Origin of the sequence: Trabulsiella odontotermitis, from assembly GCF_030053895.1 — a bacterium.
GTDB lineage: Bacteria > Pseudomonadota > Gammaproteobacteria > Enterobacterales > Enterobacteriaceae > Trabulsiella > Trabulsiella odontotermitis_C.
The window spans coordinates 1,899,721-1,925,585 of the sequence record NZ_CP125781.1; the positions used below are offsets into that span (position 1 = coordinate 1,899,721).

General features: G+C 53.0%; 24 protein-coding genes. 9 read left to right on the forward strand and 15 right to left on the reverse strand.

Features of this window, described 5'->3' with window-relative positions:
• Positions 1-82: 82 nt before the first annotated feature.
• The 6 genes from QMG90_RS09040 to QMG90_RS09065 all read right to left on the reverse strand — a co-directional run bounded on the left by QMG90_RS09040 (position 83) and on the right by QMG90_RS09065 (position 5,755).
• Complete coding sequence (locus QMG90_RS09040) at positions 83-1,072, reverse strand: acetamidase/formamidase family protein (protein WP_283283491.1); 990 nt, start codon at positions 1,070-1,072, stop codon at positions 83-85.
• Between the two features lie 31 nt (positions 1,073-1,103).
• Positions 1,104-1,823 (reverse strand): ABC transporter ATP-binding protein, encoded by a 720-nt coding sequence (locus QMG90_RS09045; RefSeq protein ID WP_283283492.1) that lies wholly within the window; start codon positions 1,821-1,823, stop codon positions 1,104-1,106.
• The gene (locus QMG90_RS09050) at positions 1,820-2,554 is read right to left on the reverse strand and encodes an ABC transporter ATP-binding protein (RefSeq protein ID WP_283283493.1); all 735 of its coding nucleotides are present in this window, start codon (positions 2,552-2,554) and stop codon (positions 1,820-1,822) included. Before QMG90_RS09050 ends, QMG90_RS09045 begins: the two co-directional genes overlap by 4 nt.
• Entirely contained in the window at positions 2,551-3,612 is a 1,062-nt protein-coding gene (locus tag QMG90_RS09055; RefSeq protein WP_283283494.1) for an ABC transporter permease subunit, read from the reverse strand. The genes QMG90_RS09050 and QMG90_RS09055 overlap by 4 nt, the downstream gene beginning before the upstream one ends.
• 9 nt (positions 3,613-3,621) lie before the next feature.
• Positions 3,622-4,491 carry an ABC transporter permease subunit gene (locus tag QMG90_RS09060; RefSeq protein WP_283283920.1) on the reverse strand — a complete coding sequence of 290 codons (870 nt, stop codon included), beginning with the start codon at positions 4,489-4,491 and terminating at the stop codon, positions 3,622-3,624.
• A gap of 97 nt (positions 4,492-4,588) precedes the next feature.
• The gene (locus tag QMG90_RS09065) at positions 4,589-5,755 is read right to left on the reverse strand and encodes an urea ABC transporter substrate-binding protein (protein ID WP_283283921.1); all 1,167 of its coding nucleotides are present in this window, start codon (positions 5,753-5,755) and stop codon (positions 4,589-4,591) included.
• Between the two features lie 908 nt (positions 5,756-6,663).
• Between QMG90_RS09065 and QMG90_RS09070 the strand changes: the two genes are divergently transcribed.
• From QMG90_RS09070 to QMG90_RS09090, 5 genes are all read left to right on the forward strand, one after another.
• Positions 6,664-7,557 (forward strand): GNAT family protein, encoded by an 894-nt coding sequence (locus tag QMG90_RS09070; protein WP_283283495.1) that lies wholly within the window; start codon positions 6,664-6,666, stop codon positions 7,555-7,557.
• 25 nt (positions 7,558-7,582) lie between these two features.
• Positions 7,583-8,545: a glycosyltransferase gene (locus QMG90_RS09075; protein WP_283283496.1), complete on the forward strand. Its 963-nt coding sequence runs from the start codon at positions 7,583-7,585 to the stop codon at positions 8,543-8,545.
• A gap of 132 nt (positions 8,546-8,677) precedes the next feature.
• Positions 8,678-9,133 carry a MarR family transcriptional regulator gene (locus QMG90_RS09080; protein WP_283283497.1) on the forward strand — a complete coding sequence of 152 codons (456 nt, stop codon included), beginning with the start codon at positions 8,678-8,680 and terminating at the stop codon, positions 9,131-9,133.
• A 27-nt stretch (positions 9,134-9,160) separates the two neighbouring features.
• Positions 9,161-10,339: an HlyD/EmrA/EmrK family protein gene (locus QMG90_RS09085; protein WP_283283498.1), complete on the forward strand. Its 1,179-nt coding sequence runs from the start codon at positions 9,161-9,163 to the stop codon at positions 10,337-10,339.
• A 10-nt stretch (positions 10,340-10,349) separates the two neighbouring features.
• Positions 10,350-11,888, forward strand: a complete 1,539-nt coding sequence (locus tag QMG90_RS09090) for a DHA2 family efflux MFS transporter permease subunit (protein ID WP_283283499.1) — start codon at positions 10,350-10,352, stop codon at positions 11,886-11,888.
• Positions 11,889-11,902: 14 nt separating this feature from the next.
• Here the strand turns inward: QMG90_RS09090 and QMG90_RS09095 are convergent, their stop codons facing one another.
• From QMG90_RS09095 to QMG90_RS09125, 7 genes are read right to left on the reverse strand one after another with little or no spacing between them, the layout of a single operon-like run.
• Complete coding sequence (locus QMG90_RS09095) at positions 11,903-12,709, reverse strand: phosphate/phosphite/phosphonate ABC transporter substrate-binding protein (protein ID WP_283283500.1); 807 nt, start codon at positions 12,707-12,709, stop codon at positions 11,903-11,905.
• On the reverse strand, positions 12,706-13,710 hold the full coding sequence (locus QMG90_RS09100) for an ornithine cyclodeaminase family protein (protein ID WP_283283501.1): 1,005 nt from the start codon (positions 13,708-13,710) through the stop codon (positions 12,706-12,708). Before QMG90_RS09100 ends, QMG90_RS09095 begins: the two co-directional genes overlap by 4 nt.
• Complete coding sequence (locus QMG90_RS09105; RefSeq protein WP_283283502.1) at positions 13,707-14,678, reverse strand: ABC transporter ATP-binding protein; 972 nt, start codon at positions 14,676-14,678, stop codon at positions 13,707-13,709. Before QMG90_RS09105 ends, QMG90_RS09100 begins: the two co-directional genes overlap by 4 nt.
• 4 nt (positions 14,679-14,682) lie before the next feature.
• Positions 14,683-15,324 carry an ABC transporter permease gene (locus QMG90_RS09110; RefSeq protein ID WP_283283503.1) on the reverse strand — a complete coding sequence of 214 codons (642 nt, stop codon included), beginning with the start codon at positions 15,322-15,324 and terminating at the stop codon, positions 14,683-14,685.
• Positions 15,321-15,944: an ABC transporter permease gene (locus QMG90_RS09115; protein ID WP_283283504.1), complete on the reverse strand. Its 624-nt coding sequence runs from the start codon at positions 15,942-15,944 to the stop codon at positions 15,321-15,323. Before QMG90_RS09115 ends, QMG90_RS09110 begins: the two co-directional genes overlap by 4 nt.
• Positions 15,944-17,488, reverse strand: coding sequence for an HAL/PAL/TAL family ammonia-lyase (locus QMG90_RS09120; RefSeq protein WP_283283505.1), 1,545 nt, complete (start codon positions 17,486-17,488; stop codon positions 15,944-15,946). Before QMG90_RS09120 ends, QMG90_RS09115 begins: the two co-directional genes overlap by 1 nt.
• 9 nt (positions 17,489-17,497) lie before the next feature.
• A complete protein-coding gene (locus QMG90_RS09125) occupies positions 17,498-18,385 on the reverse strand; it encodes a glycine betaine ABC transporter substrate-binding protein (protein WP_283283506.1) in 888 nt (295 codons plus the stop codon).
• Positions 18,386-18,587: 202 nt separating this feature from the next.
• Between QMG90_RS09125 and QMG90_RS09130 the strand changes: the two genes are divergently transcribed.
• Complete coding sequence (locus QMG90_RS09130) at positions 18,588-19,466, forward strand: NAD(P)-dependent oxidoreductase (protein WP_283283507.1); 879 nt, start codon at positions 18,588-18,590, stop codon at positions 19,464-19,466.
• Positions 19,466-20,041 carry a DUF1349 domain-containing protein gene (locus QMG90_RS09135; RefSeq protein WP_283283508.1) on the forward strand — a complete coding sequence of 192 codons (576 nt, stop codon included), beginning with the start codon at positions 19,466-19,468 and terminating at the stop codon, positions 20,039-20,041. Before QMG90_RS09130 ends, QMG90_RS09135 begins: the two co-directional genes overlap by 1 nt.
• Positions 20,042-20,123: 82 nt before the next feature.
• Here the strand turns inward: QMG90_RS09135 and QMG90_RS09140 are convergent, their stop codons facing one another.
• Positions 20,124-20,516 (reverse strand): VOC family protein, encoded by a 393-nt coding sequence (locus QMG90_RS09140; RefSeq protein WP_283283509.1) that lies wholly within the window; start codon positions 20,514-20,516, stop codon positions 20,124-20,126.
• Between the two features lie 423 nt (positions 20,517-20,939).
• On the opposite strand from QMG90_RS09140, the gene QMG90_RS09145 reads away from it, so the two are divergent.
• Positions 20,940-22,598 (forward strand): methyl-accepting chemotaxis protein, encoded by a 1,659-nt coding sequence (locus tag QMG90_RS09145; RefSeq protein WP_283283510.1) that lies wholly within the window; start codon positions 20,940-20,942, stop codon positions 22,596-22,598.
• Between the two features lie 60 nt (positions 22,599-22,658).
• On the opposite strand, the gene QMG90_RS09150 is transcribed toward QMG90_RS09145, so the two are convergent.
• Positions 22,659-23,936 carry a glycoside hydrolase family 10-like protein gene (locus QMG90_RS09150; protein ID WP_283283511.1) on the reverse strand — a complete coding sequence of 426 codons (1,278 nt, stop codon included), beginning with the start codon at positions 23,934-23,936 and terminating at the stop codon, positions 22,659-22,661.
• A 348-nt stretch (positions 23,937-24,284) separates the two neighbouring features.
• Here QMG90_RS09150 and QMG90_RS09155 point away from each other — a divergent pair, with 348 nt between their 5' ends.
• A complete protein-coding gene (locus QMG90_RS09155) occupies positions 24,285-25,679 on the forward strand; it encodes a cytochrome-c peroxidase (protein WP_283283512.1) in 1,395 nt (464 codons plus the stop codon).
• The last annotated feature ends 186 nt before the right edge of the window (positions 25,680-25,865 follow it).

Here is a 25,865-nt window from a genome sequence, read left to right on the forward strand (position 1 = left end):
TTATGCTGTTAAAAATGGCGATTATCTGAACTTGCGTATTACCCCGACTTACGTTGGGGTAATATTCATCGGTTAGTTATTTCTACTGTACTAACAGGTTTTTGTTCAGCATGGCGCCAACGGTGTATTTGGGGTCTACCATGTTGCCCAGTCGCACTTTGCCGCATTGACTCAGTAGCATATAGGCATCCCATTGTTCGAAGCCAAAGTCTTCTACAAGCCAGTAAATCAGGTCGCGATAAGCAATTCGCGTCGCATCCTCCAGCGGACGTGCGCTGCCAATACTCATAATATTTTCGGCATTCTCCATTCTTGGCCAGGAAAGCTGCCAGTTTTTGATCAAATCGACTTTGATGGTGGTAATTGAGGCAAATTCCACCGCAGTACCACAAATCTCACCATCGCCCTGACAGGCGTGAGCATCACCAATAAACAGGCGGCCTCCAGGCGCACGTACTGGCAGATAAGTAATACTGCCAGGCCCTATATCCGGCACATCCATATTTCCGCCGTGATTGTCCGGCGTCAGTGAATTGATTGAGTCAATTTCTGGCGATACGCTCAGGGTGCCAATATGGGGTTTATAGGGAAGGGTATGGCGTTTGCTCCAGTAGACCTTTTCACTGTCGAGCTTAATCATGCGCACCTTTTCGGGCAGCGGGTCATTGAGCATGGCAGTCAGATCGGTCCCGGTGAGTCCGCCAAAATGCGGGATCATGGCGCAGATGCCGTGCGGATCAACGCCGCGGGGCAACATGGATTCTATATAAACAGCGATCACATCGCCTTTCTCCGCACCATTAACCATGATCGGCCCGTTTTGTGGGTTAAGAAAGGGCATTTTGAGCAACTGGCTCGGAATATCCTGTTCCGAATTAATAGCACCTTCAAAAGCGTCTCGCGTGTCGACAATAATCCGGTCACCTGGTTCGATAGTCAGGACGGGTGTGGAATAAGGGCCGATGGTGTAATGAAATTCTTTTTGCATTTCTTCCGTCAGGTGATGTGTTACCGGTTTACGTCCAGCACCAACACCGCGTCTGGCCATAATTGATTCTTCCAACCATTTCATATGTCATTCTCCACGTAATTTAAGCATCTGGTTACAGAGCCAGATGACGACGCATTAAAAGATCATCAGAAAGCTGCTGTTGGGTCAGCGTTTCTACAACCAGGCCTTTATCCATTACCGCACAACGTTGAGCGGCCCGCTGGATCATCGCAATATCCTGTTCGACCAGGATCACGGCCACATGTAGTTCCCGGGCGATACGCACCAGGGTATCGGCAATGATATTGACGATAGAAGGCTGGACACCTTCAGAAGGTTCATCCAGTAGCAGGACCTTTGGTGATCCCACCAGGGCTCTGGCAATCGCCAGTTGTTGTTGCTCACCACCACTCATAGTGCCGGCTTTTTGCTTGAGTCTTTGCCGCAAGATGGGGAAGTAATCCAGTACCCGCTCCAGCATGTCTTTTGCAAATTCGCGGTGTTCACGGACAAATTGCATACCGACTTGCAGATTCTCCAACACGGTCAGCCCGGTAAAAACTTCACGTCCTTGCGGGACGTAGCCAACGCCCAAACGAGCGCGGCGCTGCGGTGATGCCTGAGTAATATCAGTTTCACCCAACAAAATTTGGCCTTGCTTTGCCGGAACCACGCCAATTAATGTGCGCATCAGGGTGGTTTTCCCTACGCCATTGCGGCCAATCAATCCCAGTACCTCGGCTGCATGTAGTTGCAGTGTTACGCCATTGAGAACTTGCCCACCGCCATAGCCACCGGCCAGCCCCTGCATTTGTAAAACAACGTTAGTCATACGGCTTTCCCCAAATAGATATCTGCTACGTCCTCGCGGGCCAGCACTTCGCCGGCATTACCGTCCGCAAACACTTTCCCCCCATGAAGGACTGTGACCTGTGACGCTATTTGCCGCACAAATGTCATATCGTGCTCCACGACCAGTAATGTCAGACCGTCATTTTGCATTTGCTTAATTAACTCGCCGGTCAGGTAGGTTTCATCAATTGACAAACCCGCTACGGGTTCATCGAGCATGAGTAAAGTGGGTTGCAGCGACACCGCCATGGCAATTTCCAGCCATTGTTTTTTGCCGTGGGAGAGATTAGCCGCCAGTTGATGATATTCAGCGGTAAGCTTAAAACGCTCTAATAACTCATCCACACTGACTGCCTGTGAGCGAACTTCCGGGCGTAAATGGCTAAGAGATAATTGCAAATGTTGCTCAACTGTCAGCTCGGGGAAAATCCCGGGAATTTGAAACTTAATGCTCATTCCCCTTTGAATACGCTGAAAAGGCGCTAAGGTATTTATCCGCTGATTGAAAAAGTGAATATCTCCATCACTGGGTACATGTTCGCCAGTGAGTAATTTGAAAAAGGTACTTTTACCGGCGCCATTTGGGCCAATGACACAGCGCACTTCGCCACGACGTATTTGTAAATCAACGTGATTGATGACCTGGGCACCACCGAAGTGTTTGCTTAATCCACGTGTTTCAAGGATCAGTTCCTGCGAGACCTGATTCATAGCGAGCCCTCCTTTTTCCGGCGTGAGGAGATCAAGCGGGTGATGCTCTCAGCCAGCCAGGACAAAAGTCCGTTGGGCGCGGCTAATACGACTAACAGCAAGATGGCACCCAGTAGAATCAAGGCATATTCGCTACCATAAACAGCTAGCCATTGGGATAGCCACACTAGTAAGGCAGTAATGATCACCGTGCCAAAAATGTTTTTCCGCCCAGCGGTGGCTACCCAGATGACCGGCATTGCAGCGGCGGATAAACCCATTGATGACGGGGTAATATATGATCCCCACAGGGTATAAAGTGCCCCGGACAGGCCAGAAAGTACGCCTCCCAGCACAAACACCAGTAATTGGTAACGGCGGATATCAATGCCGAGCATCTCTGCCCGATGAGGATTTTCGCGAATAGAGGCCAGCGTCAGGCCAAAATTGGAGCGTAATAACTTCCGCACCCCCCAATAAACACCCGCGAGCAACAGGATAATCAGGTAATAAAAACCATTGTCTTCCAGTGGCAATTCACCACTAAACCATGGCACGGACAGGGGGGGCATGCCTGACATGCCGTTGAAACCATTCAAACGCGCACTGCCGATAGCCCATTGTGGACCTGCAGTTTGTGACATGAAGGTTTCCAGAACCAGCGTGCAGGACAGGGTAACAATACCGACAAAAATACCGGTTATCCCGCCGTAAAACATCAGGTAACCCAGTGCCGCCGCCGCAGCGGCGGCAATCAGCAACGCAACAATTAATCCGGACCAGGTAGAGAGCACGCCGGCGCCGAAGTTTAATGTCATCACACCATAGGTGTAACCCGCCAGACCAAAGAATGCCGTTTGGCCGAAAGATAAAATACCACCATGCCCCCACATTGCAGCCAATCCGATGGCGCCGAAGGTCCACAGAAGAAAGTAGGAAAAGTCGCCGATCGTAGCGCTATCGACCACTAACGGTAGCATGAGAGCACCCGCTAAAATTAACAAGGTCGCCAGACGGGTCGGGGATTGTCTGTGTTTCTTCATACCATTCGCCGATAAATTAAGAGAGGTTGTTGCCACATGCAGCTCCTAGCGGTTACGGGTAAACAGGCTGCCAACGCCATTCGGCAGTACGCGAATAACCAGTACTGCGGTGACCAGCAAGCCAATTTGGCCTGCAAGTTGCCCATACCAGGAATTTAACCCGGTCTGTATTGCGCCTAATGCAATTGCTGCAGGAATTGTGCCAACCAGTACATTTGCGCCACCCACGACGACGGAAACAAAGGCCTGGATAATAAAGCTGCTTCCCATGGTAGGGACGGCGGTCAGCGTCGGAGCATAAATAGCCCCGGCCAGCCCGGCCAGTCCGGCACCCAGCGCGAAAGTTTGTGTATAAATACGGTCAGTTTGTAACCCCAGGCAGGAGGCCATACGGGCATTTTGAATCGTCGCTCTGGCACAGACGCCGTAGTTGGTGTGGAAAAACAACCAATAGAGCATCATTAATATAGCGATGGCGAAGAAAGGCAGCAGTGCACGGTAGGTCGCAAAAGAGTATTCGCCGAGAGTGAAAGCGCCGAAAGGTGTAGAGAGCCCTTCCAGAGATGGCCCTGCGATGAGCAACATGCTTTGTTGCACAATCAGGCTAATAGCCCAGGTTGCGACTACCGAGTCATACAGACGCCCATAAAGATGGCGCACGACGAGACGCTCGACGACCCCGCCGAAAAATGCAGCGGCTAATGTACCGCACAGCATGGCAAACGGAAGCAGCAAACCCGCTTTGTTCATCAGTATGGTGACGTAGGCACCACACATAATGAACTCACCGTGAGCTAAATTTATTACCCCCATCATGCCGAATATAACCGCCAGCCCCAATGCTGCCAGCACCAGATAAGCGAAGTTATCGCCAAACTGATAGATCACTGAATAAATAAAAGAGAGCACGAACATCGTTGGCAATCCCCGGTGTCCTGATTGACACGATTAAAAATGGATCTATCAGGGAAGTTCCCGGTACACGGGCGCTTCCCTGATAACGTGGTTTGATTTACGATTTTGTGGGTGGCGATGATGGGGTGTACTGGCTGTAGTCCGGTTTTACCGGCAAATTACAACCAGCCTCTCCGAGCCAGTAAGGTTTGATATCCTTCCATACCTTAGGTATCTCGATAGAATGATCATCTTTTACATGGGCCAGATAAATGGTATGGCTCAGATGGTGACTTTTTGGATCAATACATACTTTTCCGGACGGTCCATCAGTACAGATATCACCACTTTCCAGCGATTTACGAACAGCATCCATATCCGTTGTGCCTGCTTTCTCTACCGCCGCCTTGTAAAGATAAACCGCATCATAGGCATTAGCCGCTTCCTGATTGATATAAGGTTCATTCGGGAATTTGGCATGGAAGCGTTTTTTGAAGTCATTACTGGCAGGGCTGTCTACTTCTTCTATATAATTCGCAGTGACATACATGTCTTTCAGCGCCGGGGCTTTAAAGCGTTTATGCTCATAAGCCTGACCAACGTTGACGGAACTCCCCATTGGTAAATTTAGTTTTGCGGCTGCTTGTTGCTCATAATAGGAAGACTGGTTAGCCCCAACCAATAATGTCATTACAAAATCGGGTTTGGCTTTCTGGATGTTTTGAATAGTTTGACCAAATTGCGAGACACTCAGTGGGATAAATTCTTCACCCACCATAGTACCACCATTTTCTTTCACAATTTTGCGGACCCATTCGGCCGAGATTTGCCCGAAATTATAATCGGCAGCAATGGTATAAACTTTTTTACCATACTTCGCCATCATCCATGGAATTAATGTAGAAAATTGTTGTTCAGGAACCGCGCCGGTGACGAAAACATTAGAGTCACACACGCCACCTTCATACTGATTGTTATACCAGTAAAGTTGCTTTTCACGATCCATAATCGGCCGGATAGCCTCACGCGATGCGCTGGAAAATGCCCCAAAAATCACATCCACTTTATCGTTTTTAATCAGACGACGGGCCATTTGTTGAAATCGTGTATTGTCGGATTGCGTATCATATTTTACCAAATCGATTTTTCGCCCAAGTATTCCGCCTTTGGCATTAATCTCTTCTATTGCAAGTTCAGTAGCATGAATTTTAGGAATAACCGGTAAGGCAAAATTACCTGATGCATCTTCCAGTAAACCAATTTTTATCGGTTGTTCTGCTGCCATTGCCGTACCTGAATAGATTAAGCTAAATGCAGTGGCAAGTGCGATTGATAGCATGCTGTAATGACATTTTATTCTGGACATAAGTTCCCCTGATTCAATTAAGAGTTAAACCTGAAAAAAAGCCAAAAAAAAAGCCCGGCAAAGTCAGATGACATTGCGAGGGCTCTATTGCCATAACCACAAGCCGACAACGTTGGCGTTCTTGCGGAGGAGTCAGCTTCACTATAAAAATTATTTCTGAACATTGTCAACTAGTAATTTCTTATGAAAATAAAATCAGAAATGAGAAAGTATTGCACTAACCTGGGGCGATGAGTTGCACTAAAATAGCTCATTCGCTCACCCGTGTTAACTGCGCATATATCATAGAGAAACAGCTATATTATCGAGAGCAGGTTTGAGAAATTAACGACAAAGAGTTAATAAATTGCACCAACAAGTTGGGGTTTCCTTTTTTCTCTGAATTAGCCCTCGCAGTGATCTTACTGACACATCTCCATTTCGGAACGGATCTGCCGCCGATACTGCTGTTAACGTCCGGATTTCACAGCAATATGATCGGTAAAAACGATCGATCAGAGAAAATCGATCTGCAAAATGAATTATCCAGCCCCGCTTCGCTTGTGATAGATTCTCAAAAAAATAACTCTTTGTTTATTAATTCATTTTCTGTCTTTTGACGGGGCGGGAGCCTTTTGCCCTGCGTGCGTGACAGCGGAATGCGATTAGGTAATGGAATGAAAAGATGTATGCGATGCAATAAGAAGAGGAGCCTGCTGGATCGCCTTTTCGGGCTGGACAACGAGTACTGCGATCATTGCCTGATACTCGTTAACCAGGAGATAAGGGAAAAACGGGAAATTCCTGTTAAAGCATCTGAACACAGAAAGTAACGACAAGGAACGTTCATGTACTTTTTATCCCGTCGCTTTGGCTGGCAGGAAGCCTCTTTTGAGGATTATGTCCAGGCCTGGTATCTGTTTGGTGGGAGCACACTCGCCGATCCCCGTGTACTTCATTTCTTCCATACCCGACATCGTCTTAACGAAGCATTCTTTGTTCAACGGAACAGGATGGGAAAGCTAACAGGTGGCGTATGTGTCTGGGAAGGTAAATACATTGCTGGTGATCAGAGACCAGTGAAAGCACATCAGCTATCCCGTTATCCCCTTAATTTTGACGAGCTGGTATTGCCTGTCTCTCCGGAGATCAGAACATTATTACCGTTCAGAACAAAATTTCTGTCCGGGCTTAATCATGCATCATTCATGAACTGCAGCCACTGGCTCAATGCAGGAAGAGAAATCAGTATTGTCAGACCGGTAAGTCAGAAAACACGCCAGTCCCGTAATCGGGAATTAAAACGATTTCTGAGCAGTGGCGGCGAAGTCCGCTGTGTGACCGATTATTCACATGATGAACTCATCAGTATTTATGCTCACCTGTATTTTCTGCGAAGAAATAAACAGATCACCACAGAGCCGGTCGCTGAATTACTGCATGAAATACCCGATCTCATGTTTGGAAAAATACTCATCTTCAACGGTGAACCCTGCGCCATGCAATGGCTCACTAAGTCAGAAGACAACCAACGTGTTTATCTGGATTACATTAACGCCGGAATGGATCTCTCGTTGTCATCGTTGTCTGTAGGTACGCTGGCGGCATGGGTGAATATTCAGGCAGCGCAAGATTATTGCCGAACGGCAGGGAAGCAGATGCGATTTAGCTTTGGCCGTCCGACGGCTGACTATAAAGCCCGGTGGTGTGATCGGGAACCGCTTTATCGTTTGATTTCTTAATTTCAGCGACCCTTCATAGCTAAACATGAAACACGATCAACAAAAAGATATCAGCGTTATTATCCCTGCCTTCAATGCGGCTGCCAGTCTTGGTGACCTTGTTCGTACCCTGCTCAGCGAGCAGGCGGTCAACATGGAAGTGATCGTCGTGGATGACGGTTCAACCGACGAGACATGGGCAGTACTCAGCGCTATCACCGATGAACGACTTATTACGCTTCGCCAGGAGAACCAGGGCGTCTACGCGGCACGCAACGCGGCGCTGGCCGTTCACAGCGGTGAATGGGTGGTGTTCCTTGATGCAGATGACCAGATCGCCGTGGATTTCCTGCAGAAACGCGTGCGCACAGCCCGTGAGGCACAGGCGGATGTTGTTATCTTTAACGGCTGGCATGTCAGCAGCACCGGGGAGCGTCGGCATCCCGTGCACCGCAAGCAACCTTACGGTCAGATGTTCACCGGGCACGAGTGGATACGCCGTTGCGTCAATCAGAAAGAATGGCCGCACTACCTGTGGCTGCAGATAGTCCGTTCGGCATATATCCGCGAGAATAATTTGCGTTTCCAGCAAGGCAAAAGCCACAAAGATATTTTGTGGACGGTTCAGCTTGCTACTGGCAACGGCCGGTTTTATTTCGCTGACAGAAAGGATTACTTCTATATCAGTAACCCGGCGTCGATAACGCACCGACAGGATTATTATGATATCCGCGCGACCAGCTATATTGATCTGATTGCGGAGATCCTGGTGCTCAGCGCACAACCACAGCACCACACTGTCAGACGTTCACTGGTCAGGCATGCGTTGGTGGAGACCCGGCACTTTCTGGGGCTGTACCGGCGCAAAGTGGATAACCCGCAGGCACTGAAAACGCAGTTCAGGCAGCGGATTTCGTTATACCAACTGCTGCCGGGAGTGAGCGGCCTGAGCGATGTTTTTTTCTTCCTGAAACTGGTCCGTAAAATCTACCTGCCTGCGCGTCGTTAGCGTGCTCATGCGCCGAAATAAGGGTATCTGCATGAATATAAGATAGCAAAACTTGCGCTTTCCCTGCCTCTGTATTGACAATTAAATGCCTGGTCAGTAATTTCAAATGCAATTACTGATCAGGCAAGTATCATGACGAACACGACCGATATTCCCAATATCAAACTGCACCTCGGTTTGCTGATTCATCTGGCAAACCAGTTTAAAGATCAGTTGATTAACCAGTATTTTTCCGCCACGGACATCACCGCCGCTCAGTTCAAGGTATTGATCAGTATCTATAAAGGATTCACCAGCCCGGTAGAAATCAGCAAAAATCTGCTGATGGATGCCGGCGCGATGAGTCGCATGATTGAACGGATGGTGAAGCGCGAGCTGATCGTGCGAAACCCCAATCCGGAGGATAAACGGCAGGTCATACTGGCATTAACCGACAAAGGGCGGGCCATCTGCGACCGCTTTCAGAATGAGGCGCTGGCCTCGATTATTGGCCTGCTAACGGCACGCCTGACTGCCGGGGAGTCCCGGCAACTCGAAGATCTACTCATAAAAATGTTGCCGGACGAGGCTATCCAGCCACATCGCTAAGCTGTCCTGAAAAAGGTTAAGACAAAGATGCAAACTTCATCTGCACAACCGGAACACACCTCCAGTAAGCGCAAACGTAACTTCGTTATTTTGTTCGTTATCCTGTTGCTGATAGCCGCGGGAGGCCTGGCATGGTATCTGCTTTACGCCCGCTATTATGAAACGACTGACGATGCGTACGTCAACGCGAACCTGGTAACACTGACGCCGCAAATCGCCGGTACGGTCACCCAGGTCACCGTCGACGAAGGTGATTACGTCAAGAAAGGGCAGCCGCTGGTCCTGCTCGATCCGAGTGATACCGAAATCGCCCTGCAACAGGCCGAGGCCAACCTTGCGAATACCGTGCGCCAGGTCCGTGGGCTTTACAGCACGGCCGATAACTATCGCGCGCAGGTTGCGGCGAAACAGGTCGCGCTGCAAACCGCGCAAAGCGACTTCGCCCGTCGCCAGAAGATTTTCGCCACCGGCGCGATTGCCGCAGAAGATCTCTCGCACTATCGCGATGCCGTAACCAGTGCACAAAGTGATCTGGCGGCTGCGCAACAGGCGCTGAAAACCAATCTTGCGATGGTCGATGACACGGTTATCGACAGCCATCCGGAAATCAAAAGCGCCGTCGCCACGCTGCGCCAGCGCTTCCTTGATAATGCGCGCAGCACCATCCTGGCACCGGTCAGCGGTTTTGTCGCCAAACGCGCCGTTCAGTTAGGCATGCGGGTGGACTCCGGCACGACGCTGATGTCCATCGTGCCGTTGGATCAGGTCTGGGTGGACGCCAACTTCAAAGAGAGCCAGATGAACACTATGCGTCTGGGGCAAAAAGTCACCCTCACGGCGGATCTGTACGGCGATGATGTGGAGTATCACGGCACGATTGAAAGCCTGGGTATCGGCACCGGTAGCGCGTTCTCTCTGTTACCGGCGCAAAACGCCAGCGGTAACTGGATCAAAATCGTCCAGCGATTGCCGGTACGAATCACTCTCGACCCGCATGATATGCAGAAACACCCGTTGCGTGTGGGGTTGTCGATGTTCGCCAGAGTGGATATCCGCAACGCGGACGGCAACTTGCTGCCGCAGAAAACCGTAGCCGCGCCGCGTTTCAGGACGGATGTTTATCAGAACGCGCTGGATCAGGCCGATCGGCTGGTGGCGAAAATCCTTCATGACAACAGCAAAGTGGTAGCGTCCGGCGCCCGCTAAGAGAGATGTTATGCAAGATAAGTCAGCATTTACGCCGCCCAGCCTGCTGCTTGCCACCATCGCGCTCTCGCTTGCGACATTTATGCAAGTGCTGGATACGACGATTGCCAACGTGGCGTTGCCGACGATCGCCGGTAACCTTGGCGTCAGTTCCGATCAGGGGACCTGGGTTATTACCTCGTTTGCGGTGTGCAACGCGATTGCACTGCCGCTGACGGGCTGGTTTACCCGGCGTATCGGGCAACTCAGGCTATTTATCGGTTCGGTTGTGTTGTTCACCCTGACCTCATTCCTGTGTGGGTTCGCCCACAGTATGAGCGAGCTGATTGTCTTTCGCGCGTTACAGGGCTTTTTTGCCGGGCCGATGTTCCCCATGTGTCAGACATTGCTGCTGGTCATTTTCCCGACCAGTAAACGCAGTATGGCGCTGGCGCTGCTCTCCATGGTCACGGTGGTTGCGCCCATTGTCGGGCCAATTACCGGCGGCTGGATCACCGATAACTACTCATGGCCGTGGATTTTCTATATCAATGTGCCAATCGGTATTTTCGCGGCTATCACTGTCTGGACGCAACTGCGTGCGCGTGAAGAGACCACGACGACGGCCCCCATCGATTATATCGGTATTGCGCTGCTGGTGCTGGGCGTGGGGTTGTTGCAGGTGGTGCTGGACAAAGGCAACGATCTCGACTGGTTTTCTTCGCAGACCATTATCGTGATGTCGGTGATTTCCGCTATTGCCCTGGTGTCGTTTGTCATCTGGGAACTGGGGGAAAAACATCCGATTGTGAACCTGCGGCTGTTCACCGATCGCAATTTCGCCATCGGCACGACAGCTCTGACGCTGGGTTATGCGGCATTTTTCGCCATCAACATTATCCTGCCGCAGTGGTTGCAGACCCAGATGGGCTACACCGCGATCTGGGCCGGGCTTGCCGCCGCGCCAATGGGTTTCTTACCGTTATTATTGACGCCGATTATCGGTCGCTACGCCAGTAAATTTGATTTGCGGATCCTGGCGACGCTGTCGTTCATGACCATGGGCGCGTCCTGTCTTATCCGTGCGCAATTCAATACTGACGTTGATTTTCGTACTATTGCTCAGGTGCAGATGTTCATGGGGATTGGCGTGGCATTTTTCTTTATGCCGATCACCACCATCGTGCTGTCGAATTTGCATGGTGTCGAAGTGGCGGAAGGTTCCGGGCTGGCAACCTTCTTCCGTGTGCTGGGCGGGTCGTTTGCTTCATCGCTGACGACCTGGATCTGGTCGCGGCGCGAGGTGTTTCACCATGCGAATCTGACGGAGAGTGTTTCCATCTACAACCCGGCGGCGGAGGACTATCTGCAAAAGATGGGTGGCGTGACGCAACAGCACCTGGCAGCGGTGGATAAAACCATCGAGCAGCAGGCGTATATGATGTCGACCATCGATTATTTCTGGATCCTGGGCTGGGGTTTTATGCTGTTGGTGGTGGTGATTTGGTTTGCCCGACCTCCGTTTGTCCGCTCCGGCGCACCTGGATCACCTGCGGCCTCTGGGCATTAGTAAAATTGCTGTTGTCAGCGTAACGTCTGGTAGCCTCTGGCGAAGGCGATTTCAGCCCGATCGTTGACGACGTCCCATGCGTCAGCGGGAGGCGCGATAAATTCCTGTAGCGCCAGAGGTTGTAATAGCGCGGCGTCATGTTGTGCATTAAGTGCCAGAAACGCGGTTTGTAGCGCCAGAATGGTCTGCGGATCAACGGTTTTACTCGCCACCAATAATGGCATTGGTGCCGGGGCGCTGTGTGTCAGTATGCGCACATGGCGTATTAATTCCGGCTCATGCTGACACAACAGCGACCAGGCATAGCTATCCAGCGGACCCACATCGGCCTTGCCTGCGATCAGCGTTTCCACAACGCGCCGCGGCGTGACCAGCGGCCCAACGCGTTCACTGTACAGCGCCTTCCTCGTTTCGCTGAAATACGCTGACAGGTGATAACGCACAGCATTATAGCCGGAGTGGGATTCTGGATTGGTGTATGCCAGCCGCCCACCGAAGGTGTCTTCCAGACGCCGGGCGGTTGATTCCTGCGGCACGATAAACAGTGTGCGGTATTGGCCCGGGAGCCCTTCCTCCGCGGCAATGCGCGTTACCGGCGCGACAACAGGTTGCACTGCAAACCGTTTCTGCGCGAACGGCCAGCCGCACATAAATACCGCCAGCAGATCGGCGCGCGACCATAATCCTTCAAGTCTGGCCGGGGCCGGGTAATCGAGCACTTCTGCTGTCAAACCGGCACGACGCACGATTTCACGCAGAAGCACTTTCCAGGCTTCTGCCGCCGCCGGGGTGACAGAGTACATCCGCGCGTTAACGATCATCGGTAGCGTAATTCCTGCCCGATGCCCAGAGCCCGCGCCTTCTCCAGCATCGCATGTCCCAGCGCGATATCGCTCAGCGACAGTCCGCGGTGCCAGAACAAAATGGTTTCGCGATCGCTTTCACGGCCAGGCTTTATTCCTGCGACTATTTCACCCAACTCCGCATGCAAGGTTTGTTCGCTTAATTTACCCGCATCGACATGAGCCCGCAGCGAACCAAACATTCCGCCCTTGCACTGTCCCCAGTCATCCACGACCAGTTTGTCCATAATATCGGTGATTGACAGTTCCACGGCGCTCATGGTGCCGTAAGGCACAACAAAGGCGCCGGGCTTTATCCACTCCGTTTTTAACAACGGCGTTGGTGCATTGAGGCGGGAGGCTTCAACAACAATATCGGCGTCGCGTACGCAACTTTCCCAGTCATCTGTTACGATGATTTTCTTGCCGAGATCCTGCTCCAGACGACGGGCAAACGCGTTGCGGCTTTCAGGGCGACGCGAGTGGATGCGGATTTCATCAAAATCATAAATGCTGTTGAGCAGACGGACATTCCAGTACGCGGTTCCCCGCGCACCAATATGCCCCAGTACTTTGCTGTCGCGGCGGGCGAGATGGCGTGCGCCCAGGGCGGTCAGTGCACCGGTACGCATATCGGTAATCGCTGATGCGTCCAGGATGGCGACGGGCATTCCGGTGCGCGGGTCGAACAGGTTGAGCAGCGCCATTTCGGAGGGCAGGCCGCGCGTATAGTTATCGACATAATCACCGACAATTTTTACCCCCGCGAGTCCAAGCGGCTCGATATAACCGCGCAGGACATTAAAGTGACCGTTAAACGCTTTATCAGGAATTAAATGTACACGTGGTTCAATCACGGTTTTTTTCTGCCCTTGCGCCAGCAGTCCGGCTTCTACTGCAGTGAGAATTTCCTCGTCCGTCAACGTCAGTTGCTCAACGTCCGGGCCATTAAGCCAGGTCAAATTAATGGATTGCGTCATAAGTTTCTCTCATTGATGACATGATCGGTATCAGGCTGTACGTGGGCGAATAATTGTTCGCGTGTTAATACGCCGACGGGTGCGCTGTTTTCGATAACAGTAAGACTGTCAGTGCGCCTTGAGAGCATCAGCGCCAGCGCGTCTTTCAGTGTGGCGCTGGCCTCAAGCTGGTGCGGGTGGTGAGTTGTTAAGGCAGGTGCCATCGCCTGTTTCACCGGGGTAATGGCGAGAAGTTTCAACGTGGCGTCGCTGCCAACGAAAGCGGCGACAAACTCGTCCGCGGGTGAGGAGAGCACCACGGCTGGCGGAGCATACTGGCACAGCTTCCCTTCGCGCATAATGGCGATGCGGTCGCCCATTTTGATGGCTTCATCAAGATCATGGGTGACGATGATGACCGTCTTTTTCACGCGTTGCAGGATCTGCTTAAACTCGGTCTGTAAACGTCCCCGAACCAGCGGGTCGATGGCGCCAAAGGGTTCATCCATCAGCATCACTGGCGGATCTGCCGCCAGAGCCCGCGCAACGCCGACACGCTGACGCTGCCCCCCGGAAAGCGCCGCGGGAAAGCGACGGGCGTACTGCCCGGCATCCAGTCCCACCAGTTCCATCAATTCTTCCACCCGCGCCTGAATCCGTGAGGGGGTCCATCCCAGCAGGCGCGGTACGGTGGCAATGTTGTCCGCAACGGTCATATGCGGGAACAGCCCGACGTTCTGAATGACGTAGCCGATATGGCGGCGCAGCATGACCGGGTCTTCCGTGGCAATATCCCGTCCATTCACCCATATCCGCCCGGCGGTGGGTTGTTCCAGGCGGTTAATTAAGCGCATCGTGGTGGTTTTGCCGCAGCCGGAAGGGCCGATGAGCGCGGTCGTGGTTCCCTCTTCAAAGGTCATCGAGAGGTCATCAAGCGCTTTGCGTGAGGAACCAGGGTAAATTTTGCTGATATTTTCCAGTGTAATCATGCCATTAACTCTTTGGAATATGCTGAAAAAACAAACGCTCCACCAGCGAGAAAAGCGCTTCGATACCCATTGCCAGCAAAATGATGGGCACCGCGCCGACCAGAAGGCGTGACATATCCATAATGGCAATGCCGGTAGTGACAAAATCCCCCAGTCCACCGCCGCCGATAAATGAGGCCAGCGCGGCTCCGCCAACCACCTGGACGGCGGCGGTACGACATCCGGCGAGAATACCGGGCGCCGCTAAAGGCAGTACTATCTTGCCGGTGACCTGACGGGGGGTGAGTCCCATGCCATTTGCTGCGGAAAGCGTATCCGGGTCAATGGACTGAATGCTGGTGCAGGTATTGAGTAAAATCGGTGGAATGGCCAGCACCACGAGCGCAACGATTGAGGGCAGCAGGCCAATGCCGAGAAACGGCATGGTTGCCGCAAGGATCGCCAGGCTGGGGATGGTTCGCAATGTGCCAGTCCCACTAGTGACGATTAAGGCGAGGCGAGGGGAGTTCGCAATCAAAATCCCCAGAGGAACCGCAATGATTAAGGCAATGCCCAACGAAAACCCGCACATGATCAAATGCTGCCATACCGCCTGCCAGAACAGCGGTTGGTTTTCCACTACCCACAACCACGCTTGAGTGATCATTGGCATCTCCTTTGCGCAAGGCGCCGCTGTAACCTGACAAAAAACACATCGGCGCCGATTGCCAGAAGCGATGTCAGCCCGCCGCCGATAAAGATTTTCTCCGGGTAACGTTGGTCCAGCCCGGCGAGAATAATCGCGCCAAGCCCGCCCGCGTTGATATAGGCCGCAATCGTGGCAATGCCGATAAGCGTCGTGGTGGCAATACGCAGCCCACTGATGATAAAGGGCAACGCCAGCGGTAATTCCACTTCACGCAGATTGCGCCATTTACCGTACCCCATGCCACGTGCCGCTTCGCGGACATCCTGTGGGATGGCGTGGAAACCGGCAGCAATATTGCGGGTCAGGATCATCAGCGCATAAGCCGTCAGACCGACGATGGCCGGGAGAATACCGATGCCCAGCCACGGAATGAGTAGCGCGAACAGCGCCAGCCCAGGAATCGCAAAGATTGTGCCGGTGATGGTCAGTACCACCGCGTACAGTCGTGGACGACGGGCGGTCGTAATGCCGAGAAACAACGAAATGACGAACGCCACCAGCATCGCGATGCCTACCAGCAACAAATGCTGCAAGAGCGCCAGGAGAATGTCGTCATAATGTCGGGTTACCCAACGCATCAGGCTGTCTCCAGTAGCGGAGCCGTACCGACAAGCCATGCCGGTTGCATGATTTCCCCAGCCAGTATGGCGATGTCGTCAGCGCTGGAGCGATCTTCATCCAGCGACGCCACCCGCGCGCGAACCCTGCTGTGTAGCGATTTTGCATGATGGCCGGTTTGCGCGGCATCCTGCAAATCCAGCGCCTGGGCGGCCACCAGCAGCTCAATGGCGACCAGATAACGCAGACTTTCCAGCAAACGCGTGGTTTTACTGATAACGCCCATCGCCTGTGAGGCATAATCCTCAACCCGGTCGGCCACCGGTATCGTCAACGGCGAAAGCGGTTGGGCGTGATGCGCGATATCACTCACCAGTGCAGATACCGTTTTTTGTAGCGTGGCGAATCCGGTTTGCCCGGCATGACGCGTGAGAAAACGCGGCAGTCCACTGGCGGCAGGGGACATCATTTTCATGATCCGTTCGCCAGTGCAGGCGGCGTGACGCGCAAGAGCCATCCCCAGACTTTCCAGCGTCAGCGCCAGATGTGTGGCATCAAAATTGGCATTCGCCAGCACCAGCCCGGGTTCTGCCAGCAGACCCGGGTTGTCATCAGCGCTGTTGAGTTCCAGCTCCACTGCCGCTCGGGCCAACAAATAATAGTGGCGAACGCAGGCCAGTACCGGTGCGACGCAGCGGAAGCTCAGGGGATCCTGCAACGCGCGCGCGCCATCAGGCTGTAGCAACTGGCTGCCTTCCAGAAGCGTCAGCAGATATGCAGCGGTTTCAGCCTGTTGCGGTGCAGGGCGCATGTGCGCCGCCCAGGGGGTGAGCGGTGAAATATTGGCGCGAAACGCTTCAAACGAGAGCACGATAGCCCCCGCGTGGACATTCACCAGCCGGGCGATATCCAGAAGCAGCAGTGCGCCGAGGCCGACGCTGGCGGCGTTAGATGACACCAATGCCAGCCCGTCTTTCCCGCGTAACAGCGCAGGCGTCAGGTTAAGCTGGTTCAACACGGTAGTCGCAGGCAATATCGTGCTCTGATATTCAACCTCGCCATCGCCGACAAGCGCGCGTCCTATATGCGCCAGTGGTGCGAGATCTGCCTCACCAATCGAACCGATAAGCGGGACGCGGGGATGTATCCCCTGGTTGAGGAAGGTCAGCAATGTTTGCGTCACGGGCAGGGAAATACCGGATGCCCCCTGCGCCAGTCCCGCAAGGCGAGCCAGCATGATGGCGCGAACCTGAGCACGGGTTGCCAGCTGACCGACGCCGACCGCCCGCGCTAACGGGATCCGCCGCTGAATGGTCTGAAGCCGTTCCTCATCATGATGGCCATCCGGGGTGTGCAATACCGTCGTATCGACATTTGCGCCAAGTCCGGTGGTGACGCCATAGATACGCTGTCCGGCGCTGATGCTGCGCATCAGAAAATCAAAGGATGCGCTGATGGCTTGCTGCGCTTGCGCCCCTGGTTCGACAATCTGACCGCCGTCGGCGACAGCCCGCACATCTTCAAGCGTGAGTGGCGCATCGCCCAGAATAAGTTTCGTTGCCACGATCATGCCTTATTTGATGACGCCTTTTTTGCGCAAAAAGTCTTCCGCCACGTCGCGCGGTTCTTCTTTATTCTTTTCCACTTCGGCATTGAGTTTTTGCATGGTGGCGTTATCCAGTAACTGGCTGACGTTATTTAATATTTCGCGAACCTGAGGATGTTTTTGTAGCGCGTCATCGCGTACTACCGGCGCGACTTCGTACGGTGGGAAGAGATGCTTATCATCTTCCAGCGCCACGTACTGATTTTCCGCGATTTGCCAGTCGGTCGCGAAGCCATTTGCAACGTCAATCTGCCCGGCGGCAAGTGCGTCGTAACGCAAACCGACTTTGGCAAACTGGCGGAAGGTTTTAAATTTAATGCCATAGGTCTGTTCCAGCCCTTTCAGGCCGTCCTGGCGGTCGCCAAACTCCGCGCCTGCGCCGATGGTCAGTTCCGGCGCGGCTTTAGCGAGATCGGAAAGCGTTTTCAGGTGATATTTTTCTGCTGTCTGTTTGCTCACCAGCAGTGCGTAGCCGTTGTTCACGCGGGCAGGTTGCAGCCAGGTAAGATGGTATTGCTGCTGATAGGCGTCGCTGACCTGTTTAAATACATGGGCGGCATCAGAAGAGGGCTTGCCTTTGACTACTGCGCTAAGCGCCGTACCGGTATATTCCGGGTACATATCAATTTCGCCTTTCAGCAGCGCCGCGTGGGCAATTAATGTCCCGCCCAGGTTTGTTTTGCGCTCAACCGAAAGTCCTGATTGTTCCAGTGTCCGGGCATAAATTTCCGCCAGAATATATTGTTCGGTAAAGTTCTTACTGCCAACAACGACATCAGCTGCCTGTACCTGAACGGTCGCCAGCCCCAGTCCCAGCATAAGCCAGGAGATTACGCGTTTCTTTTTACTCTTCATCCCCAATGTCCCCGCAATGAAATGCCTGAATTTACTTGTATATACAAACCAGAGAAGCTAGCAGCACATTGATGACGGACGAAATAGGAATTCGTTCTTTCTTATAACGGAAACGGGGAATATTCCATGCCGTTTATTATTCCCGCTTCCGCAAACCTCCCTCCGCTGTTAGTGTTCTTGTAACAAGTAAGGAGAGATAACAATGAATCAGCAACCTGTAGTGGCGGTGTTAGGGTTGGGAGCGATGGGGCATGCCTTTGCCGCGAACCTGCTCAGGAAGGGGTTTGCCGTGCGCGGCTGGAATCGCACGCGGGCGCGTGGCGAAGATTTGGTACCGCTGGGTTTAGCGCTGTCAGAGCGCGCCGCGCAGGCGGTCGAAGGTGCCGACGTCGTGATTGCCATGTTGTCGGATGGCGAGACGACGCAAAAGATACTGGCTGACGTGCAGTCAGCATTCAAGCCGGGTGCGACGCTCTGCCAGATGGGAACCATCGGCATGGAAGCGACCGATGCGCTGCTGGCGCAACTGACACAGGCGCGCCCTGATGTTGTGTTTATTGATGCACCGGTTTCAGGCACCAAGGCGCCCGCTGAAAATGCGCAAATACTGATCCTGGCCAGCGGCGAACGTTCGCGGGCGCAGGCGGCGGAACAGGTCTTTTCTGCCATCAGTAAAGGCACGGTATGGCTGGGTGAGGCCGGGGCCAGTTCGCGGATGAAACTGGTAGTCAACAGCTGGCTGATTGGCATGATGCAGAGCCTGAGCGAAACCGTAATACTGGCAGAGAAACTGGGTTTTACGGCCAGCGAACTGTGGAGCGTGCTGGAGGGCGGGCCGCTGGCGGCGCCTTACGCCAAAGCAAAACTCGATATGATTTCTGGTGGTGATTTTACGCCGCAGATGCACCTTATCTGGGCGCTGAAAGACGCGCGTCTGGCGAAAGAGGCTTCCGCAGATGCCAGATTACCCGCGCTGGATAACATCATCGCCCTGTGGCAGCAGGCGGCGGAGGCTGGTTACGGTGAACAGGATCTGGCGAGCATTTACCAGTACCTGAAAACGGAAACAAAGGAAGCCTGATGAACGCTGAGTTCTGCTGGGTCAATGAACCCCATTCATGGCGGCGTGAAAACGACACGTTGTGGGTGACAACAGATGCAGGAACCGACTTCTGGCATACAACCTGGTACGGATTCGAGCGTTTTTCCGGTCATTTCTATGGCTGTGATGTCACGGGCGATTTCACCTTCCAGGTGAAGATATGCGGGGATTTCAACACACTTTATGATCAGGCCGGGATCATGCTTATGCAGGATAAGGATCATTGGTTAAAAGCTGGTATCGAGTATAACGATGGCGCTCCGGCAATCGGCAGTGTGTTGACGCTTGGGCATTCTGACTGGGCAACGGGGCTGTTCCCTGGAGACGCGGCGTTGTTCTGGATGCGTCTGACCCGCAAAGGGGACAGCCTGCGTTTGCAGTATTCAGCCGATGGCAAAAGCTGGCCACTGCTGCGGCTGGCTCACTTCCCCGGTTCCGGCAAATGTTCGGTAGGCGTGATGTGCTGCACACCGGAACGCGGCGGGCTCTCCGTACGGTTCGATGATTTTCTGCTCGCGCCAGCATTTGATAATGCACTGCATGATTTGTCCTGACAGGTCGCATTCCTGACCCCGGAAAAAGAAAAGACCGCCTCCTGAGTGACGCGGTCTTTTACTGTCTGGCTTCAAAAAACAATCAGGACGCTGCGGCGTAATACACAAACGCCAGTTTGTTGCCGTCGGGATCTCTCACATACGCACTATGAAAACCGTTGCCATAATGCGCACGATGTCCCGGCGCGCCTTCGTCTGTTCCACCCAGGCGCATCGCCAGTGCATAAAGTTCTTCGATGTGCTCAGGAGAGCGGGCATTCAGCGCCACCATCACTCCATTTCCCACTGTGGCATCTTGCTTATCAAACGGTCTGCCGACACAGAGTCCGGTGGTCGTGTTGCCATTGAAAGTGCCCCATGAGGCACCTTCTTCGCCGCGTCCACCCTGATGGTACCCCAGTAGCTCCATGAGTGGATCGTAAAACCGGAGCGCGCGAGGCAGATCATTAGTACCGAGCATGATATATGAAAACATAAATCCTCCTTTTTTCATTATGCTTTCCGTATAACAACACACGCCGGAGTTCAGTGCTAATAATCTGACATTAGGATTGATATTATTTTGCCCTTCCGGCACCACGTGACATTAACTCTTTTTTTGTTATCAGTAAGGTAAAGCAAGAAAAATGAATGAGTCCGCTCACAATTTTTTTTGCATAAAAAACAGACAGATACGGCGATTTCTTTCAACATTAAGCGGTAAGATGCAAGCCTTCTGTTGTCTAAATCGCACGTAAAGTAAAACCGATTTCCGCCGATAGATCACATAGACACGTTAAAACATGATCAAATTCAATGTGTTAGACAAAACTCTGTTCGTGAGGGAGCGCACCCGTTCTTGTTCAAATTTTTCCAACGGGAGGGCAGAGAGAAAGCGACCTTTACCGTGAGATAATAGATGAAAATAAATAACTTTGGTGTAGGTACCCGAATGGGTGCTGGTTTTAGCATCGTTCTGGCCCTTATGATTATGATGGCCGTTACCGGGGTTGTTAAACTCAGTGGCATCCTTAAAGATGCAGATACGATTACCGGCCGGTTGCTGGTGCTTGAGCGCCTCACCACCGAATGGGGCGCGGCGATCGATTACAACGGCGCGATGGGACTCACCCTGCTGACCACCGCCGATCCTGAAATCAAGACCTTTGCTCAGACCCGAATGGATGAAGTGACACAGCGTGTCACGGTCATCCAGAAACAGGTGACAGAGATGGTTGCCTCCGATGAGGGGAAAGCACTGCTGGATGCCGTTGGGGCGCAAAGAAAGCAGTACATCGCTGTGCGCGCGGATGCGATTCGTCTCAGTCAGCAGGGCGACAGCGCGGCCACCAACGCGTATATCCGTGAGAAACTCATTCCCGAGATGGAAGTCTATTCCCGCACGGTGAAGGCGCTGGGGGATCATGAGAAAACGCAGATCAACAAAGCGGATGTCTCCATTAAGGGCAACGGTTCTGAGGCGATCAATCTGTTGATTATCCTCGGTGTGGTCGCCATTATTGCCGGCATCCTCGTGGCGCTGTTTATTACCCGCAGCATCACTCGTCCATTGCAGGCAGCAGTACATGTGGCGAAAGAAGTGGCTTCCGGCAATCTGGGCATCGAGGTGAAAGTCGAGTCGCGCGACCAGTTGGGGCAGTTGATGCTCTCCCTGCAGGAAATGACGGATAGCCTGAGTAATACCGTACGTAAAGTGCGTGAAGGCGCCGATAACATCGCGATGGCGGCGTCTGAAATCAGCAATGGCAACACCGATCTTGCCGCCCGTACGGAAGAGCAGGCGGCAGGCGTGGAAGAGACGGCGGCGACGCTGGAAGAGCTGACGTCCACCATCAACAACACGGCGTCGAACACCGCGCAGGCATACCGTTATGTCAACGAGACCGCGACCGTGGTGAAACAAAACGGCGTGGTGATGAGCGAGGTCTCTTCGCAGATGCAGGAGATTTACGATTCGTCATCGAAAATGTCTGACATCATTCAGGTGATTGACGGCATCGCGTTCCAGACCAACATTCTGGCGCTGAACGCGGCGGTAGAAGCGGCGCGGGCAGGCGAGTCTGGTCGTGGCTTTGCCGTGGTGGCGGGCGAAGTGCGTACGCTGGCGCAACGCAGTGCGTCGGCCGCGCGTGAAATCAAAGAGCTGATTGATGACTCCGTCTCCCGCATCGCGACTGGCCGCACGCTGGTTGAAAAAGCCGATGGCGGCATGGTGGAAATTGTCACCAACGTGCAGAACATGAGCCAGCTGATTGAAGAGATAGCCCAGGCCAGCCGTGAGCAGAGCGATGGCATTGCGCAGATCAACAGCGCCATGGGGCAGATTGACACCACCACGCAACAGAACGCGGCGCTGGTGGAAGAGTCTGCGGCGGCGGCGGCGTCGATGCAGGATCAGTCACAGGTGCTGCAGGCGATGGTCAGCGCGTTCCGTCTGAGCGAGCATGCGAAGAACATCGTCCGCACCGACACGACCCGGCGCGAACCGAAGGATATCCCGGCCTCCGGGCGATTCAAAAAGCTGGCGCCGGAAGGGGATAACTGGGAAACGTTCTGAGTGGCGTAGTCATCAGGCATAAAACAACCGGCATGGTGTCATCATCATGCCGGTTTTCTGTTATCTGCCCCAGCGGTTTCTGAGGTAGCTGACGGCGGAACCCGTCTGCGGCTGGCTGAGATAACCTTCCCGGAACAAAATCGTACCGTTGATATTGGGGTTGCTGTCGTTCAGATCGAGCTGTTTTTTCAGCTCCGGCACGCCGCCATCAATGGCCCAGTCCGGTTCGTTCTTTGACGGTTCACCCACTTTGTACAACGCCACACCGATATAAAGCCGGGTACGCGTGGGTTTCACCACCTCAGACCACCAGTTTGCCAGCACATCGTAGCGCGCGGCGCTGCGTGAAAACGGCCAGTACAGTTGCGGTGCAATATAGTCCAGCAGCCCCTGCTGCACCCAGCGGCGGGTATCAGCATAGGATTCATCATAAGCGGCAGCGCCCCGGGTGTCGGAACCCGCCGGGTCAAACGACCGGTTGCGCCACACCCCGGCCGGACTGATGCCAAATTCAACGCCAGGCCGCTGTTGCCGGATGGTGCGTGAAACCTGCTCAATCAGCAGTTGCGTATTATTGCGTCGCCAGTCGGCTTTACTGGCAAAGTGCTGCCCGTATTGCTGATAGGTGTTCTGGTCATTAAGACGGGAATCGGCAGACTCGGCATAGAAATAATCATCAAACTGCACCCCATCGACCGGATAACGGGTGATCACTTCGCTGACGATACTGGTGATCCACGCTCTGACCTCGGGGATACCCGGGTCGAGAACAAAGCGGTTGCCGGCGGTGCGGATCCAGTCGCGGTGCTCCACAAAAACGCTGGCCGGGCGCAATGATGATGTGCGGTTTAATTTCCCGATGGTCGAAGCACCGATATTGGTGGAGACGCGATAGGGGTTAAACCAGGCGTGGACTTTCATGCCGCGGCGGTGCGCTTCATCCAGCATGAACTGCAACGGGTCGTAGCCCGGATCGGCGCCGATAGTGCCCGTCAGAACATCGGACCAGGGCAGAATTTTCGACGGCCAGAGCGCGGTGCCGTCCGGTTTAACCTGGAAGAAAATGGTATTGATGCCAAGTTGTTGCAGGTTATCCAGTTTGGTTTTTAGCGCGTCCTGTTGCAGGCGGATGCGCAGCGCGCTGCTACTGACCTCGACGGACGACACGGGCGGCCAGTCAAGCCGGGAAACGGTGGTCAGCCAGATACCCCGAACGGTGGTTGGTGGTGCCGAAGGCTGCGGTTGTGGCCGTTGTCCGGTAGAGGGAAGAGGCGTAACGAGCGACGTGGGCGGGGCAGAGGAGCAACTGATTAACAGCAATGCAGCGGTAATCAGCATACCGGGTTTTTTAACTATCGCTAAAGACGAAATGCAGCGAGAAAACCGTAAACTTTCCAAGTTCTGAATTCCAGATTAAGCCAAATCCCGTGACGTACAATGCGTCGTTGCCCCTCCGAAAGCAAGGGGAATATTATTCGTAAGCTTCGTAATAATTCCAATAAAATCCAATAAATAGTCACCAGAATAGACGATAGCCGGAACCTATTACATCTATAGGTGAGACCAATAAAATTCATTGATACCCGTCAATAACCACAATATGACCAGGCTTAATATTAAGATGCCGTAAAGGTAAATATAGGGAATGTATTTCAACCCGGCCGCAATACCTCATAGGAAAGCGACATGAAAAAGGTTAAATATATAATAGCCGCCATCGTTGTTGCTGTTTTGGTGTGTTATTTAGGATTGGCAGGATATATCTCACATTACGACAGTCAAAGAAGTAAAAATAACCCCGTTCAGGCTTCTGCCGTTGCAGAAAATAATAAAATACTTGGGTTTTTCAGTGATAAAGGTTGTGACTATTGTCACACGCCGTCTGCTGAATTGCCTTTTTATGCATCATTTCCTGTTGCGAAGCAGCTAATGGAATACGACGTTCAACTCGGATATAAATCCTTTAACCTGGAGGCGGTGCGTAAAGCACTGATTGCCGATACCCCTGTTCAACAAGGTGAACTGAATAAAATTGAGTGGGTCATGCAGCATCAGACCATGCCGCCCGGGCGCTATCTTTCTCTGCACTGGAGCGCCAGCGTCAGTCCGGAAGAGCAGGCGGATATACTGAGCTGGGTTGCCGGTCAGCGCGAGAAATACTATGCCAGTGCCGATGTTGCGGCACAGCATCGTAACGAGCCCGTGCAGCCGATCCCCAGAACCGTTGCTGTCGATGATCGTAAAGTCGATTTGGGCTTCCGTCTCTACCACGATCCGCGTTTGTCCGGTGACAGCACGATCTCCTGTGCGCATTGCCATGCGTTAAATGCGGGCGGGGTGGATGGAAGAGAAACCTCAATCGGTGTCGGTGGCGCTGTCGGGCCAATTAACGCGCCGACGGTCTTTAACTCGGCTTTTAACATCGAGCAATTCTGGGATGGTCGCGCGCCATCACTTCAGGCACAGGCCGGCGGTCCGCCGCTGAACCCGATCGAAATGGCGTCTAAATCCTGGGACGACATCGTCGCTAAACTGGATAAAGACTCGGTGCTGAAACAGGATTTCCTTGCGGTCTATCCTGGCGGCTTTAGCGGTGACACCATCACCGACGCGATTGCCGAATTTGAAAAAACGCTCATCACGCCCGATTCGCCGTTTGATAAGTGGTTACGTGGCGATGACAAAGCGTTAACGGCGCAGCAATTACACGGTTATCAGCTGTTTAAAGATAACCGGTGCGCGACCTGCCACGGCGGTGTCATTTTGGGTGGTCGTTCATTTGAACCGTTAGGGCTGAAGCAGGACTTTAACTTTGGCGAAGTGACGGCCGCTGATATTGGCCGCATGAATGTCACCAAAGAAATCCGCGACAAACTGCGGCAGAAAGTACCGGGCTTACGTAACGTTGCACTGACCGGACCTTACTTCCACCGTGGTGATGTCACGTCACTGGACAGCGCCGTTAAACTGATGCTGCGTTATCAAGTCGGCACTGAGTTACCCCAGCAGGATGTGGATGACATCGTGGCCTTCCTTGAAAGTCTGACTGGCGTTTATACCCCCTATAAGCCCGCGCAGTAACTGCAGTTTTTCCCTTGCCGTGTGTCGCCCGATGCACGGCATTTTTCATTCCTCCGCTGAATACCACACCTGACAAAAAGTTTGTGACCAGACAAAAAATGAGCGCTTTACGTGATCGCGATCGTTTTTTGATCACTTTCTGGTTGCTTACTGCTCATCTTTTCCGCCATATATTACAAAAAGTTT